The organism is Synechococcus sp. O70.2 (assembly GCF_047462135.1).
GTDB lineage: Bacteria > Cyanobacteriota > Cyanobacteriia > Thermostichales > Thermostichaceae > Thermostichus.
The window spans coordinates 69694-85552 of sequence record NZ_JANSIS010000006.1; the positions used below are offsets into that span (position 1 = coordinate 69694).

The window sequence follows — 15859 nt, forward strand, 5'->3', positions numbered from 1 at the left end:
GGGCGGGTTTTAGCGCCCCACAGGCGCCGGCTGCCGCTGCAGGAGGGTGTATTCTGCCGGCTGCAGGAGGGACTGCCCCGTCATCTCTGGGGGCTGCGGCAAGCCCAAGATCTCGAGCAGGGTGGGTCCGACATCAGCCAAGGTGCCGCCGGAACGCAGCCTGGCGTCGCCACCGCGGCCCGGGATCTTGCGCTTTTCGCCCTCCACCAGAATGCAGGGCACGGGGTTGGTGGTGTGGGCGGTCCAGGGGTTGCCCTGCTCGTCCCACATCAGCTCGGCATTGCCGTGATCCGCAACGATGAGGGTGGTGCCCCCTACGTCTACCACTGCCGCCAGCAGGCGACCTAGGCAGTGGTCTACCGTTTCCAGAGCCCGCACCGTGGCCTCAAAGTTGCCGGTGTGGCCCACCATGTCAGGGTTGGCGTAGTTCAGCACCACCAGGCTGTACTCGCCGCGGGCAATGGCTTCGATAGCCTTGTCGGTGACTTTCCTCGCCGACATCTCCGGCACTTGGTCGTAGGTGGCCACCAGCGGGCTTTGAACCAAGATGCGATCTTCCCCAGGGAAGGGCTGCTCTAGGCCGCCGTTGAAGAAGTAGGTGACGTGGGCGTATTTTTCCGTTTCGGCAATGCGCAATTGCTTAAGGCCAGCCTCGCTTACCACCTGCCCTACCAGGTGATCCAGGTTCTGCGGCTTAAAGAGCACCTGCACCGGCAAGGTGGGATCGTACTGGGTCATGGTGATGAAGGTGAGGTCCGGAATAAGGCAGCGCTGGAAACCGGAAAAGTCGGGGCAGACGAAAGCTTGGGTAAGCTGGCGGGCCCGATCCGGGCGGAAGTTGAAGAAGATGACTGCATCTCCCGGCCTTACTGCTCCCGGCGCCAAACGGGTGGGGGGAATGAACTCGTCGGTAATATCCTGGGCGTAAAAGTCTGCCATCACCTCGGCAGCGCTGCGGCCACAGCCAGGGCCATCTTCCGTCATAACCTCGTAGGCCTTCTGGGTGCGCTCCCAACGGCGATCCCGATCCATGGCGTAGTAGCGGCCGCTCAGGGTGGCGATGACGCCGTTGCCCAGCCATTGCAGCTCTTTTTGGAGGGCGGCCAGAACTGTTGCCCCTTCACAAGGGGGAGTATCGCGGCCATCGGTAATGGCATGAACGTAGGCAGGGATCCCCACCTGCGCTGCCAGTTTCAGCAGGCCGTAGAGGTGGTCAATGTGGGAGTGAACCCCTCCTGCAGAGCAGAGCCCGATGAAATGAAACCGGCCTCCCCGCTCCTTGAGTTGACGACAAACTTCCACCAAAAGAGGCTCTTGAAAAAGGGATCCCGTCTCAATGGCATCGCTAATGCGCACCAACTCCTGCGGCACTACCCGCCCTGCTCCCAGAGTTAGGTGGCCCACCTCGGAGTTGCCCATCTGCCCTTCTGGCAAACCCACGGCCCGCCCCGAAGCTTGCAGCAGGGTATGGGGATAGGTAGCCCATAGGCTATCCATGACGGGGGTTCGGGCAGCCAGCACGGCGTTGCCCTCCGCGGCCTCGCGATAACCCCAGCCATCTAGAATGACCAAAACTACCGGTGCCACCGACTGTGCATTCATGAAGCGGTCTCTCGCGTTTTCCAAAACATGATACCAGCCCCGGCAATACGGTACCGGATCCCTAACCTCCACTTTCTTTTAAGGCCAGCAATTGTCAATTAGCCGCGGGAGCTGGGCTGCAGACGCTTGCGCAGGGACTCGGCGCGGCGCTTGGCAATGGCATTTTGGGGATCCAGCTTCAACACGGTCTCGTAGGCTTCCAGGCCAGGGCCATAGAGATTTTTTTTCTCGTAGGCATGGCCCAGGTTATTCCAGGCGGTTACATAGGCCGGATCTGCCGCCACCGCATCTTTGTAGTAGCGAATGGCCAGATCGTATTGCCCCTGGCTAAAGTAGGCAAAGCCAAGAGCGTTGCAAACCGGGGGGATGTTTTCCCCAGCCACTTCCAGGGCTTTTTTGAGCTGGACGATGGCCTGCTCGTAGAGACCCTTTTGCAGGTAGACGCTGCCCAACTCGTAGTGCTCCTGGGGGGATCCCTTGCCCTTACTTAGGCGGGGCTGGAGCTCGCGAATGACTTTTTCCTGCGCCCATAGGCGTAGCACCCCACGCAAGACAAAGAAACCCACCACCCCCAGGATGCCTGCCAAAGCTGCCAAGTAAAGGAGAGAAGCACTGGCAACCATTTTGTTACCCCACAATTAGCTCTTTAAGCCTGCAGGTGGGCCTCGATAAACCAGAGATCTTTATCGATTTGCCGCGAGATCTCGGTAAACAGGTCGGCAGTGTCGGCGTCCCCCAGCTCGGTGGCGCGGTCAATGTTGCGCCGAACGGCAGCGGCATACTGACCGTAGCGGGCCGCCAAAGCCTGCAGGTGAGCCCGACCGTCTTCAGCCGTCAGGTCGTATTCAGGCAAGCTCGAGGTTTGGGCGACAATGCGGGCCGTGCCGCGGGCAATGCCCCCCAGGGCCGTAACCCGTTCGGCCAGCATGTCCACGTAGTTTTCCAGGGTGCTGGCAAAGGTGTCAAACATCTCGTGCAGGGCGATGAAGTTCATGCCTTTGACGTTCCAGTGGGCCTGCTTCACCTGAGTCTTCAAATCCAGGGTGTCCGCTAAAGACTGGTTGAGCAGCTCCACCAGTTGCGCGCGGGCCTCGGCCGGCAGGTCGAGCTGAGTGGGGTAGAGACGGGTTTTTTCGGCGCTAACCATAGCCAACCTCCCAATTGTTGTGGAATCCGCTGGGGCCATCAGTCTGTCAGCTCCCAACTGGGCCTATACTAACACAAACTCAGAATGAGTATGAGTTAGCAAGCGGTTACTTGCCAATGCAAAAGCGGCTGAAGATCTGATCCAGGATTGCCTCGGAGATCTCCTCGCCGGTGATCTGGCCAAGGGCGTGCAGCGCCCCCCGCAGGTCGATGGTCCAGAAATCGAGGGGGAGCTGTTCCCGCATGGCCTGGGCCACTTGTTCTAGGCTGGCTTGGGCCTGGCGGAGGGCGGCGGCCTGGCGCTGGTTGAGGCTGACCTCCAAGTTGGGCTGGGGTCGCCCCTGGGTAACAAGCTGCTCCAGGGCTTCTTCCAGCTCTGGGATCCCCTTGCCCTGGGCGGCAACAGCAGGGACACGGTAGGTGATTTCGGGGGGGAGAGAAATGCCGTTGGGGGAGGCGAGGTCAGTTTTGTTGATCACTAGAATCAGGGGGCGGTGGCGGATGGAAGCATAGATAGCCGCATCAGCCTCCGTCCAGCCCGCCTGAGCATCGATGACCAGCACCAGCACATCGGCGGTCTGGGCCAGCCGTTGGGAGCGCTCCACCCCCAGCCGCTCCACCGGATCGTCAGTGGCGCGAATGCCGGCGGTATCCAGGAGCTGGACGGGGATCCCTCTCACCACCAACTGGGATTCCACCACATCCCGAGTGGTGCCAGGTAGATCCGTGACAATAGCGCGATCCTGCCCTGACCAGGCGTTGAGCAGGCTGGACTTGCCCACATTGGGCCGCCCGACAATGGCCACTTTCACCCCAGTGCGCAGCAGTTGCCCCCGTTCGGCAGTGGCCAGCAGGGCCTGCATCTGAGCCTGAATGTCTTGCAGCCGGGCCTGCCAAGCCGGGACATCCAGAGGGGGCAGATCCTCTTCAAAGTCAATTCGCGCCTCGATCTCGGCCAATAAGCCCAGGAGCGCCTGGCGCAGGGCGCGGATAGACTGTCCCAGTTTGCCCTGCAGACCCGCCAGCGCCATTTGAGCTGCCTGCGGAGAGCGGGCTGCCACCAGATCAGCCACACTTTCGGCCTGGGTTAGATCGATGCGACCGTTTAGGAAAGCGCGCAGGCTAAACTCCCCTGGCTGCGCTAGCCGGGCTCCCTGGCGCAGGCACTGCTGTAGGGTAGCCTGAACCACCATAATGCCGCCGTGGCAATGGAACTCCACCACATCCTCGCGGGTGTAGGAGCGGGGGGCCTGCATCCACACAGCCAGAGCTTCGTCCAGTGGTTGGCCCTTCTCGTCATGGATCCAGCCATAGAGAAGGCGATGGCTCTCCCAGGTGGCATTGCGGCGGGCGGGAGTAAAGATCGCCTGGGCAATGGACAGAGCCCGCGAGCCGGAAAGGCGCACAATGCCAATGCTGCCCTGCTCGGGCACCACGGCGGTGGCAATGGCAGCAATGGTGTCGGCCAGGGGTGTAGTGGGATCCATAGGTGAATGGGCTATGCCTTAGTTCCCTGTAGGCAGGAGCCCGGCCTTAACTCGAAAGAAGCTGTAAAAAGCTAAGCTCTCCCGCCGAGGTCAGGGTAGCTTGGCAGTGGCGACCTGCACTTGTCCTAATATGAAGCCGTTACGCACGTTTAGGGTAATCCCTTACCTGCCGCCTGCCTTGGAGAGCCTGCGCTTTTTGGCCTACAACCTGCATTTTAGTTGGAACGTAGAAACCCGCACCCTGTTCCGGCGCATGGATCCAGATCTGTGGGATGCCTGCGGGCACAACCCTGTGGCTCTTTTGGGCCAGATCCGGCAGGAACGGCTGGATGAATTGGCAGAGGATCCGGGGTTCTTAGCCCAACTGGAGCGAGCTAGCCAGCAACTACACAGCTATCTCCAACGAGACACGTGGTACCGTCGGTACCGCTTATCCCATGCGGTGGAAGGGGAATGCTACGCCTATTTTTCCGCGGAGTTTGGCTTGGCCGACTGTCTGCCTCTTTACTCAGGGGGTTTGGGGGTGTTGGCCGGGGATCACCTCAAGGCAGCCAGCGACTTGGGCCTGCCGCTCGTGGGTGTGGGCCTGCTCTACCAAAAGGGGTATTTCCGCCAGTACCTCAGCCCCGATGGCTGGCAGCAGGAGCGCTACCCCACCAACGATTTCTTTAACATGCCCCTGGAGCTGCAAAGAGACGCGGAGGGCCGCGAGATTCGCATTGAGGTGGACTACCCCAACCGCAAGGTATTTGCCCGCATCTGGAAAGCCATGGTGGGGCGAGTGCCCCTATACCTTCTCGACACCAACATCGAGCCCAACAGCCAGTACGACCAGGACATCACCGATGAGCTCTACGGGGGCGACCAGGATGTGCGCATCCACCAGGAGATGATGCTGGGGATCGGTGGTGTGCGGGCTCTGCGCGCCCTTGGGATCCACCCCACTGTCTACCACATGAACGAGGGGCACTCTGCCTTTTTGGCAGTGGAGCGGATCCGCCTGTTGATGGTGGAGCAAGGGCTGAGCTTTGAGGAGGCCTGGCAGGTGGCTAAGTCGAGCCAGCTGTTTACCACCCACACGCCAGTGCCTGCGGGGATCGACCTGTTCCCGCCAGACAAAATCGACTACTACCTGGGCTCCTACTACCGCCAGATGGGCCTAAGTCGGGAGCACTTTTTGGCCCTGGGTCGAGAAAATCCAGGCGACTTCCAGTCCCCTTTCAGCATGGCGGTGCTGGCCATCAACATGGCCTCGTTTGTTAACGGCGTCAGCAAGCTCCATGGGGCGGTCGCCCGCAAGATGTTTGGCCCCCTCTGGCCTGGGATCCCGCAAGAGGAGGTGCCGATTACCTCCATCACCAATGGCGTGCATGTCCGCACCTGGGTGGGGGAGGAAAACCAAGCTCTCTACGACCGCTACCTGGGGCCGGATTGGGCGGAGGCTCCTCCCTCGGATCCTCTCTGGCAGAAGGTGGATCGGATCCCGGATGCGGAACTGTGGCGGGCGCACGAGCACAGCCGCGCTCGCCTCATTGACTTCACCCGCCAGCGCCTGGTGGAGCAGCTGCAAAAGCGGGCAGCCTCGACGGCTGAGATCCAACGGGCCTCAGAAGCCCTCAACCCAGAGGTGCTTACCATTGGGTTTGCCCGCCGCTTTGCCACCTACAAGCGGGCCACTCTCTTGCTCCACAACCTGGAGCGGCTCAAAGCCCTGATCAACCATCCCCAGTACCCGATGCAGTTTATCTTTGCCGGCAAGGCCCACCCTCGCGATACAGCCGGCAAGGAGTTGATCCGCCAGATTGTCCAGGTGTCGCGCCAGCCAGAGTTCCGCCAGCGGCTGGTGTTTATCGAAGACTATGACATGTACATCGCTAGCTTAATGGTGGCCGGGGTGGACGTGTGGCTGAACACCCCCCTGCGCCCCCGCGAGGCCAGCGGTACTAGCGGCATGAAGGCAGCGGCTAACGGCGGACTGCACCTGAGCATCTTGGACGGCTGGTGGGATGAGGCAGATTACTACCAGACTGGCTGGCCCATTGGCCGCGGCGAGGAGTTTGAGGATCGCGCCTACCAGGACGAGGTGGAGGCCAACGCCCTCTACGATCTCCTGGAAAAGGAAGTAGCTCCTCTTTTCTACCAACGCGGCAGCGATGGCCTGCCCCATGCCTGGATTCAGCGCATGAAGCAGGCAATCCGCCTCAACTGCCCTCGCTTCAGCACCCAGCGCATGGTTCGGGAGTATGCCGAGCGAGCCTACATTCCGTTGAGCAACTCCTTTGACCGCATGCGGCGCAACAACTTCCAGGCGGCCCGCCAGTTTACCCGTTGGCGGAACCATCTGCAGGAGAACTGGTACAACCTCCGGGTTCTCGACGTCCGGATTGAAAACCCAAGACAGCCCACTGGCAAGCCTTCTGCCGGCCGGGATAGCCAGGTCCAGGAAGTGGTGATGGCCGGGGAACCCCTCACCGTAACGGTGGAGGTGCAGCTGGGATCCCTGCAGCCGCAGGATGTGATTGTTCAAGCCTACCAGGGGTCGGTGGACGACAAGGGCCAGATCCAAAACGGCCGGGCAACCCCCTTGCGCTACGTGGAGACAGTGGGGGATCGCGCCATCTTTTGTGGCCAAGTTCGCTACGAGAGCAGCGGCTTGCAGGGGTTGGCCATCCGCCTATTGCCCTTTCACCCCGATATGCCCGATCCCTATGAGCTGCGGCTGATGCTCTGGGCCTAGCCGGTCAGGCCCTCCTCAAGAGCTGGGCCAGTTGGTTTTTAGGAAAGCTGGGCCAGGCAAGCTAGGTGTTGGAGCTGTTGCAGCTTTTCCCTCACTCGGCCAGAGCGGAGCAATTCCTCTGCTTGCTGGATCCCCTCGCTGAGAGATTGAGCATAGCCCAGCAGCCAGAGGTAGCTGCCGCCATTCCAGAGTACCGCTGGGGCAAGGGGGGAGGGATCCCCGTTGAGGAGCTGGTGCATCTGCCGCAGCAACTCTTTCTCCTCCGCCAGCGGGATCTCCGGGCCAGCCAGGTGATGGTCGCGGGCTTTGAGCAGCAGCCGTTCCCCGCGGTGGTTGAGGATAGCTGTCCGCTCCCGCGGCAGGTCGCTGCTGCCTTCTAGTCCCTTGACCGTGGTAAAGTTTTGGATCCCTTGCAGGGCAAACAACTCCAGCATTGTGGCCTCGGTGGGCGGATGCACATAGCCGGCCACCAGGTGGAAGGGGCCCTCATAGGGTGCCCAGACCAGCTCCAGCGTAGCCAGGGGAGGGCGCTTGCCGATTTGATCCCGGTACTCCATCAGAGCTTGCGCTTGGGGGAAGCAGTCTGGCAAGTACAAAAATCCCAAGCCAGTTTGCTCCAGGCATCGGCCCACCTGCTCCAGCGACCATCCTCGCCAGTCCACCCCCAAGCCTCGCCAAACCACCTCCAAGGGTAGACCATACTTGGGAGGGCAACAGGCGGAACCATGGAGCAAAACAGCTGCTCCTGCTGCCGCCAATACCAAAGCCACCAACACCCCCAGCGGCGCTGTTCGCGAGCGGCCGTCGTAGGGGTGGCCAAAGATAACCAAGGGATGGGGCAGATCTCGTTGGGGAAGGCGAGGGCCGTACTCGGCATAGGCATCCAACATACCAGCCAGCTCTTCGGCGGTGGGGCGCTTGATGCGGTGAGCAATCAAAAAGGCCCCAATCTGGGCCGGGGTGGCTTTGCCCGCAAGGAGCAGCCGAGTAGCCTGGGCGGCTTCGCCGCGGGTGAGATCCTCGTGAGTGTGGGTGCCGCTGCTGATTTTCTTCAAAAGCTCGCGAAACTCGTGGCTCATAGCTTTGGCAGTCTAGGGCGAGCGAACTTGGCAGAAACCCAGGAGGCATCCCTATCTGCCTTGGCGTCGGAAGCAGGCTGGCGGAGCAACTGGGCTGCTAACTGCAAAAACCGGCGAATGGGCGGGATCCGATAGCGATCACGGGTGGTTACTGCCACTACCTGTCGCTGCAACAAGGGGGGGTCGGTGGGCCGCACCTGCAACCCTGGGTCGGCGTGACAGTCCACTAGAGCCGATTCTGGCAGGAGAGCAATCAACTGCCCCTGGCGAACGACACCGCGAAAGGCCTCCAGCGTGTTCAGCTCCAGCGCTGCCTTGAGAGTTAACCCCTGGCGGGCCAGGTGGGACTCCACGCAAGTGCGCATGGCATAGCCATCTTTAAACACGACCTGGGGGTACTCGGCCAACACCGGCCAAGGGATCCGCTCGTAGCGGCTGAGGGGATGGCTGGTGGCCATCAACACCTGGATGGGCTCGGAATACAGGGGCTCCACTACCAGTTCGTCCCCCCGCCTTAGCCAGGGATTTTCCATCACCAAAGCCACATCCACCAACCCATCCTTGAGCACCTTCAAGGCGCGGTCGCTGCCTAGAGCTGTAACCCGCAACTGCACCTGCGGGTACTCTCGGCAGAACTCCTGCAGCACCGGCGGCAGTCGATAGGCAGTCAGGGAGTGGATCCCGGCAACGCAGAGCTCGCTTTGCCCGCCCTGCAGCCATTCCCGAATGCTGGCTTGGGCTTGCTGCCACTCCTGACAGATGCGCCGGGCATGGGGTAGGAGCCGTTCCCCCGCCACCGTCAGGGCCACTGGGCTCTTGCGGTGCAGTAGCGGAGCGCCCACCTCTTCCTCCAAGGCCTGAATTTGGCGGCTGATGGTAGGCTGGCTTAGGCCACTGCGGCGGGCTGCAGCCAAAAAGCTGCCACTTTCGACGACGTTTAGAAAAGCCTGTAACAGCTCCAAGCGCACCGAGAACCTCTCAGGAGTTACGGCCTAGCTGCCGCGGGATTTTAGCCAGGGATCTCTCGAACTGCTGTAAGTGCCGCTACCAAACCCTGCCGTAGGGTTCACTTTCAAGCCCGCCCCGCCCATAGGCATTAGCTCCGGCTCGGCAAAGCCCCGCAGCCGCTGGGTAGATTCCAACTCACTCAGGCCCTTGGCCTGCAGCAGCACCCCAAAGCTGCCTAGCCCCAGCGGATCGATCAGCGCTTGGAGCGCAAAGCGCCGCCGCAGCACCTGGCCCACGCCCCCTGCCCCACCGCCCGTTGAGCTGAGGGCGGCCAGCCGCTCCGCCAACCCCAGGCTTACCAGAAAATAGCTTTGCTGCGTGAAGCCTAGTCGCTTGAGTCCCAGGGATTCCCCCACCTGTTCCAGGGTTGTAAAGTCCACATGGGCCGTGAGATCTTGGCACCCCACCCGGCTATAGGGATCCGCAGAGGTGGCGTGTCGGCGGTAAGCTAGGAGCGTGCCCTGGGAGCGCTGGGGGTTGTAGTAGCGCTGGGCAGGATAGCCGTAGTCGATGGTCAGCACGTAGCCCCGCCGCAGCTTACGGGCCAGGAGCTGCAGCCACTCAAGGGCCTTGAGGTTGACCTCGGTTTGGTAGCCAGAGGGGTAGGTGGTAATTGGGATCCCCAGCCGGGCAAAGTACGCTTCTAGCGCGGGGGTCGAGGGATCCCCCAGCACCTCTTGAAACCCTCCCTCTGTCCAATCCACGTAGATTTCCCGCAAAGAGCCCCCCTGCACCTGCACCCGATGGACCGGAAAGGCATCCACCAGCTCATTGGAGAAAAAACAGCCAGTTACCGATTCCTCCGGGATTTCGTCCCACGCCAGCCAGCGCACCTTCTCCCCAAAGCCCGCCAAGCGCTCCTGCTGCAGCCGCCGCAAAGAGGCAGAGCGCTCCAGGATCCCGTACTCTAGAGCCTGCCAAAACGCGGGGTAAGCCGAGCGCACGTAGGTTAACCAATCTTCAGCCAGGCGACCGCTGCCTGCCCCCATCTCAACGACCGCAAAAGCAGAAGGGGAGCCTAGAACTTGCCAGAACTGGTGAATCTGCTCCGCTAACAGGTGAGCAAAGTCGGGCGCCAGGTGGGGAGCCGTTAAGTAGTCAGGGCCAATGGGGTAGCCCCGCTCGTAGTAGCCCAGCTCCGGCTCGTAGAGGGCCCACTCCATGAACTGGGCAAAAGTCACTGGCCCCTGGGCGCGGATGCGGCTAGCGATGAGATCCCGAAGTTGTTGGTCCGTCTGGGGGTGCAACAAGGTGCCTATAGGCTAGGAGACTCATCTCTGCAAGGGGCGGCGCCAATTTTGGCGAAACCGACGGTTTGTGAAAAGCAGGACTGGCCAGAGAGCTGAGACCAGCCATTTTCCCGATCCCGAGTAGAGGCGATCTGCCTTGCGGAGCGAGTACCAAACCCCTCCTGCGTAGATTGCCAAGAGCAAAAACGGCCACATTTTCGCTTATCCTGCAAACGCCAGCCAGGTGGTTGAGGGAGCCCTCTTAGTAGGCATCCTGCAACTCATAAAAGTCAGGCGTAATGTAGTCCTTGCGCAGCGGCCAGCCGATCCAGTCTTCTGGCATCAGGATCCGCTTTAGGTTAGGGTGACCTTCAAAGATAATGCCGTACATGTCGTAGGTCTCCCGCTCCTGCCAGTCAGCCGACTTCCAGATCCAGTACACCGAGGGCACCCGCGGATCGTCGCGGGGCAGTTTCACCTGGACGCGCACCTCCGGCGGGCGATCCGCTCCGTCCGTCAGCTTAATCAAGTGGTAGAGGCTAACCAACGGCTGGCCTGCCCCTAGGTCATAGCCGCACTGGCAGGCAAGATAGTTAAAGCCATAGGCGTAGAGAGCGGTGCATACGGGCAGGAGAAAGTCCCGCTCCACCTCCAGTAGCTCTACTCCAGCCGCATCCCTGCCCAGATACTGGTGGTCAAAGCCGTTGTCAGCAAGAAACTGAGAAACTGGACCTCGCTCCCGCGTTGCCAGCGACTCGGCTGGCTCAGAGGCAGGAGGCGGACTTTCCGGCGTTTTGGGATCTGTCATCTCAGGCCCCTCCTTGCAAGGCTTTGAGCTGTTGCTCTACCCGCTTGAAGTCGGCAGTCTGCAGGGCCGGCGGCACGGGCAGGCCAATGGCGGCAGCTAGCTCCGGCGGCGGAGCCTGGCGGGTTTCGCTCTCCAAGTACTTGCCAGTGATGACTTCGGGCACCGGTCTGAGGTTGTGCTTGACGGTGTAGTAGCGGTGGGTTTGCTGCAGACGGCCCCGCTCCCGCATGTCCTCAGCGGCAATCTTCTTGCGCAGCTTGACAATGGCGTCCATAATGGCCTCAGGGCGGGGCGGGCAGCCGGGAATGTACACGTCCACGGGGATGAGCTTATCCACCCCTCGCACAGCGGTGTAGGAATCAGAGCTGAACATGCCGCCGCTGATGGTGCAAGCTCCCATGGCAATGACGTACTTGGGCTCGGGCATCTGTTGGTAGAGCTTAACCAGCGCCGGCGCCATCTTCATGGTTACCGTTCCCGCTGTGATGAGCAAATCAGCGGTGCGCGGCGAAGTCCGAGGCAACAGGCCAAAGCGGTCGAAGTCAAAGCGGGATCCCAGCATCGCCGCAAACTCGATAAAGCAGCAGGCGGTGCCATAGAGCAGCGGCCAGAGGCTGGACATCTTGGCCCAGTTGTAGAGGTCGTTTACCGTTGTGAGAATAACGTTGTTGGAAAGATCCGTAGTAACTTGCGGAGGAGAGGCCGGAAACAAAACTTCCGGCTCCTTAGAGGTCATGACCATTCCAGCGCTCCTTTTCTCCAAGCGTAGACAAGACCCACCACGAGGATGGCAATGAAAATCAAAGCCTCCACAAAAGCCAGCAGCCCCAGGCGGTGAAAAGCTACTGCCCAAGGGTAGAGGAACACAGTCTCCACATCGAAAATGACGAAGGCAAGTGCGAACATGTAGTAGCGGATGTTGAACTGAATCCAGGCCTGCCCAAACGGCTCCATCCCCGACTCATAGGTGCTGACTCGCAGGGCTCCCTGCCGTTTAGGAGACAAACGGGCTGAGGCCCCTAGGGCCAAAGCTGGCAGCAGGGCGCAGACAATGAGGAAAGCCAGCAGGTACTCGTAGCCAGATAGGACAAACACGACGCCAGACTGCCTCAGGTGCTCAACATTTAGATACGTTTCTCAGTATAGAGCCAGTCCGTGGCCTCTTGGCGCCGGCGGATCTTTAGGGCTGCTGATGGTCTCGATTGCGGGAGAGCCAACTCCACACGCCGCTTAGCAAAGCGCCGGCTGTCAGGATCCCCAGCAACGGCTGAAACCAGGGCAGCCACAGCCGCAGCCAGAGCTTGTAGCCTAGGGTAATCCCGAAGAAGGCTGCTGTTACCGAGAAAACAAACCAGACAAAGCCGGCAAACATCAGAAGGGCCAGGGCAATGAGAAAAGAGTCCAACCAGCGCTTCCAGGTAGAGAGACTCATAGCCAGAACAGGCCAAATCTTCACAGATCCTAACCCCTACTGCCCAGACCCTTCCCCTTAGCTTCTTCCTGGGCAGCTTCTCATTCCCTTGGGAAGTTGAAGGCGCGGCTACAGCAAGCCTCAGTGCCCCCTAAAAAGGGGGGGGGTAAGCGGCTGAAGCAGGTTGGTTTAGAATTTGACCGGGTCATTCCTGCTGAGAGAGAACTTCGGAGTAGGGCGCAATTTGAGTGAGGCAGAGATTCCGGCAGAGGAAAAACGAGCCTTTGCGCTGAGGGTTGACACGACTTTGGATGCCCTAGGTGAAGTTTTGACTTGGTTTGAGTCCTTTCGCAACGCGGGTATTCCAGATCCCATCTGGTTGGAGTGCCAGTTGGTTCTGGCGGAAGGGTTTACCAATGCCGTCCGCCATGCCCATCGCGCCCTGCCCGCCAGTACGCCTATCGATATCCAGCTGACGCTGACGCCGCAGGGACTAGAGCTACGCATCTGGGATCAGGGTCAGGAGTTTGACTTGGAGGGCTTTGCCCAAAACCTAGCAGCCAAGCCCCTCCCCGACGCCGAATCCGAGGGAGGACGGGGCATTTTGCTGATGAAAGCCCTCTCCACCCACCTGAGCTACACTCGCCAGGCCGATGGCCGCAACTGTCTGTTGATTAGCCGGCGCTTTGACAATCCTGGCTGCAGTTCCCAGCAAGCTGTCTAGGCCAAGAGACCAGCACTCAACTGGCGAATGGCCGCGCCAGCCACATCGCTATAGCGCAGCTCGCCAGCTAGGATTTGGCCCATACGCCGGGTGGCTCCCGGTCGCTTGACGCCAACTCGGTAGCCCACGCCGGGAAAGCGGTAGAACAGAGCCGCAATCCGCTTGGCCCAGCGCATCTCTGCGCCCCACTCCTGTTGGACGCGGGCGGAGTAGTTGGCCAGGGCTTCGGGATCCCCTGCCAGGGCTTGGTCGATGGCCTGCGCCGCCAGCATGCCAGTGAGGAGGGAGGGACGGATCCCTTCGGCGGTAAACGGGTCGACAACACAGGCGGCATCTCCCACCAGGAGCGCATTTTGGCTGTGCAGGGGTTGATCCCCGTCCCAAAGGCAGAGGGGATGGCCAAAGGACTTAACCGACTTGAGGTCGATGCCAAAGTTGTGGGCATACTGGCTGGCTATTTCTCGCAGGTTTTGTTTCTGGCCACCCCGAAAGGTGCCAGCTCCAATCGAGTAGCCGTCCGCCTTGGGGAAGTTCCAAATGTAGCCATTGCTAACGCTGCCGAAGTCAAAGTGAGCAGCGGCAGTTTGCGGTTCCAAGCCAGCTACTTCCGCCTCTAGGGCAGCGGCCAGGCGGCACTGGCGACTGCGAAAGCCCAGCCACTTTGCCATCGACCCCTTGGCCCCATCAGCCCCAATCACGTACCGGCCCCAGACCGGGCCAGCAGGAGTCATTACCTGCCAGCGGTCACTTTGCCACTCAAGGCCGGCAGCGGCACATCCAGCCCAGAGGGTGGCCCCCTGCTTCTGGGCCTGCTGGATTAGGTAGGCGTCGAAAACCTCCCGTCGCACCATCCACACTGGCTCTTTCAGATCCAACTCGACCACCACTGGATCCCCACCCCGCCAGGTGTAGCGAATTTGCCGAATCTTCAGCGAGATGGCGGGGCTGAAGTCAAAGTCAAACCAGGCTGCCACCATGGGGGAGACGCCGCCCCCGCAGGGCTTGTAGCGGGGCAAGGGATCCTTTTCCAGAACCAGCACCGAGCGCCCGCGCTTGGCTAGGTGGTAGGCGGCAGCTCCGCCGGCAGGGCCGGCGCCGACGATGACACAGTCATACACGTAGGACATGGCTTGACACCTACATTCAGGGAACGCTGAAGCCGGGAAGGGGTTATCCCTGGCTGACTCTAGGCCGTAGTCGGGTCTTCTGCCGGGTTGTTACAGCGATACACCTTGGCCCCGACATTGCGCAACTTTTCGTCGATGGCTTCGTAGCCGCGGTCGATGTAGTGGAGCCCGTAGATGGTGGAGCAGCCCTCGGCCGCCAGGCCAGCCAACACCAAGGCCGCCCCCGCCCGCAAGTCCGTAGCCACCACCGGCGCCCCTGACAGAGACGGCACCCCCCGGACGATGGCCACCCGGTTCTTGAGACGAATGTCCGCGCCCATGCGGTTAAGCTCCGGGATGTGGTGCATTCGGTTTTCAAACACTGTCTCCTCGATGGTGCAACTGCCCTCGCTGAGAGCAGCCAAAGCCATGATTGGCGCCTGCACATCGGTGGGAAAACCCGGGTAGGGCAGGGTTTGGATATCGGTGGCCTGACAAATCCAGCCTGAGCTGAGTTGAGCCGGGGCAATGCGCAGGCGGTTGGGGCCTTCTTCCTCCACCCGCAGCCCCATGTCCCGCAGTTTGGCAATCACCGCCCGCAGGTGATCCGGAATCACCGGCCCCACGGTGAGCTCAGAGCGGGTAATCGCTCCAGCGATGAGATAGGTACTGGCCTCGATGCGATCGGGAATGACGGTGTACTCTGTGCCATGCAGACGCGGCACCCCCACCACCACAACGGTATTGGTGCCTACGCCACGGATGCGGGCTCCCATCGCCTGACAAAAACGGGCCAGGTCCGCTACCTCTGGCTCTTGGGCGGCATTTTCAATCACCGTTTCCCCTTCGGCCAGCGTAGCAGCCATCATCAGAGTTTCCGTAGCACCAACGCTGGGATAGTCGAGGTAGATGCGGGTTCCCACCAGCTTACGGGCATAGGCGTGGACCACCCCGTGCTCAATCTGAACCGTTGCCCCCAACGCCTGCAAACCCCGCACATGCAGATCCACAGGACGCGAACCAATGGCGCAGCCGCCCGGTAGGGGCACCCTGGCCACTCCCAGCCGCGCCACCAACGGTCCGATGATAAGGAAACTGGCCCGTAACTGGCTGACCAATTCATAGGGAGCCTGGCAAGTCCTCAGGGAGCTGGCGTCTAGGTCAAGGGTATTGCCGACATGGGACACCTTAACCCCCAGGGTGGCCAGGATCTGCCCCATGCGTTCGATGTCCAGCAGGCGCGGCACGTTGTGAATTCGACAAGCGGCAGGGGCCAAGAGGGATCCGGCCATGAGAGCCAAAGCTGAGTTTTTCGATCCCCCGATGGGAACGTGGCCGCTTAGGGTCTGCTTGCCAACAATTTTTAGCACCGGCCCTGCTATCTCTGACGAGGCTGCCATCCCTGTGGGGGTCGGCCACAGCTCAGGCTCCAAGAGCCCCGCCGGGTCAATGCGAGAGGACGCTCTGTTGCCGCGATTGTCAAAGTCTTTCAATCTTCCTCCTCACACAAAAGAAAAGGTAG

The 15859-nt window shown here is 60.9% G+C and carries 15 protein-coding genes; 2 read left to right on the plus strand and 13 right to left on the minus strand.

Annotated elements, in window-relative coordinates; all coding sequences use genetic code 11:
* Positions 1-9: 9 nt before the first annotated feature.
* The 4 genes from gpmI to mnmE form a co-directional block, all read right to left on the minus strand.
* Entirely contained in the window at positions 10-1602 is a 1593-nt protein-coding gene (gene gpmI / locus NW812_RS08050; protein WP_414395708.1) for a 2,3-bisphosphoglycerate-independent phosphoglycerate mutase, read from the minus strand.
* Between the two features lie 98 nt (positions 1603-1700).
* Positions 1701-2225 carry a tetratricopeptide repeat protein gene (locus NW812_RS08055; RefSeq protein WP_414395710.1) on the minus strand — a complete coding sequence of 175 codons (525 nt, stop codon included), beginning with the start codon at positions 2223-2225 and terminating at the stop codon, positions 1701-1703.
* A 23-nt stretch (positions 2226-2248) separates the two neighbouring features.
* Positions 2249-2749 (minus strand): DNA starvation/stationary phase protection protein Dps, encoded by a 501-nt coding sequence (dps, locus tag NW812_RS08060; protein ID WP_414395712.1) that lies wholly within the window; start codon positions 2747-2749, stop codon positions 2249-2251.
* A 106-nt stretch (positions 2750-2855) separates the two neighbouring features.
* A complete protein-coding gene (mnmE, locus tag NW812_RS08065; protein ID WP_414395714.1) occupies positions 2856-4235 on the minus strand; it encodes a tRNA uridine-5-carboxymethylaminomethyl(34) synthesis GTPase MnmE in 1380 nt (459 codons plus the stop codon).
* Between the two features lie 130 nt (positions 4236-4365).
* Between mnmE and glgP the strand changes: the two genes are divergently transcribed.
* Complete coding sequence (gene glgP, locus NW812_RS08070) at positions 4366-6972, plus strand: alpha-glucan family phosphorylase (RefSeq protein ID WP_414395716.1); 2607 nt, start codon at positions 4366-4368, stop codon at positions 6970-6972.
* Between the two features lie 38 nt (positions 6973-7010).
* On the opposite strand, the gene NW812_RS08075 is transcribed toward glgP, so the two are convergent.
* The 7 genes from NW812_RS08075 to NW812_RS08105 all read right to left on the minus strand — a co-directional run bounded on the left by NW812_RS08075 (position 7011) and on the right by NW812_RS08105 (position 12528).
* A complete protein-coding gene (locus tag NW812_RS08075; protein WP_414395718.1) occupies positions 7011-8051 on the minus strand; it encodes an anthranilate phosphoribosyltransferase family protein in 1041 nt (346 codons plus the stop codon).
* Positions 8048-9019 (minus strand): LysR family transcriptional regulator, encoded by a 972-nt coding sequence (locus NW812_RS08080; protein WP_414395720.1) that lies wholly within the window; start codon positions 9017-9019, stop codon positions 8048-8050. Before NW812_RS08080 ends, NW812_RS08075 begins: the two co-directional genes overlap by 4 nt.
* Positions 9020-9043: 24 nt before the next feature.
* Positions 9044-10306, minus strand: a complete 1263-nt coding sequence (locus tag NW812_RS08085) for a class I SAM-dependent methyltransferase (RefSeq protein ID WP_414395722.1) — start codon at positions 10304-10306, stop codon at positions 9044-9046.
* Between the two features lie 244 nt (positions 10307-10550).
* Positions 10551-11096 (minus strand): NAD(P)H-quinone oxidoreductase subunit J, encoded by a 546-nt coding sequence (locus tag NW812_RS08090; protein ID WP_414395724.1) that lies wholly within the window; start codon positions 11094-11096, stop codon positions 10551-10553.
* 1 nt (position 11097) lies between these two features.
* Positions 11098-11838, minus strand: a complete 741-nt coding sequence (locus NW812_RS08095; protein ID WP_414395725.1) for an NADH dehydrogenase subunit K — start codon at positions 11836-11838, stop codon at positions 11098-11100.
* Positions 11829-12191 carry an NADH-quinone oxidoreductase subunit A gene (gene ndhC, locus NW812_RS08100; RefSeq protein WP_414395727.1) on the minus strand — a complete coding sequence of 121 codons (363 nt, stop codon included), beginning with the start codon at positions 12189-12191 and terminating at the stop codon, positions 11829-11831. Before ndhC ends, NW812_RS08095 begins: the two co-directional genes overlap by 10 nt.
* A gap of 85 nt (positions 12192-12276) precedes the next feature.
* The gene (locus tag NW812_RS08105; protein ID WP_414395729.1) at positions 12277-12528 is read right to left on the minus strand and encodes a hypothetical protein; all 252 of its coding nucleotides are present in this window, start codon (positions 12526-12528) and stop codon (positions 12277-12279) included.
* A gap of 175 nt (positions 12529-12703) precedes the next feature.
* Here NW812_RS08105 and NW812_RS08110 point away from each other — a divergent pair, with 175 nt between their 5' ends.
* Positions 12704-13231, plus strand: a complete 528-nt coding sequence (locus NW812_RS08110; protein ID WP_414395731.1) for an ATP-binding protein — start codon at positions 12704-12706, stop codon at positions 13229-13231.
* Here the strand turns inward: NW812_RS08110 and NW812_RS08115 are convergent.
* Both NW812_RS08115 and murA read right to left on the minus strand, forming a co-directional pair.
* Positions 13228-14358 (minus strand): geranylgeranyl reductase family protein, encoded by a 1131-nt coding sequence (locus NW812_RS08115; RefSeq protein ID WP_414395732.1) that lies wholly within the window; start codon positions 14356-14358, stop codon positions 13228-13230. The genes NW812_RS08110 and NW812_RS08115 overlap by 4 nt on opposite strands.
* 59 nt (positions 14359-14417) lie before the next feature.
* A complete protein-coding gene (gene murA / locus NW812_RS08120) occupies positions 14418-15737 on the minus strand; it encodes a UDP-N-acetylglucosamine 1-carboxyvinyltransferase (protein WP_414395920.1) in 1320 nt (439 codons plus the stop codon).
* Positions 15738-15859: the final 122 nt, after the last annotated feature.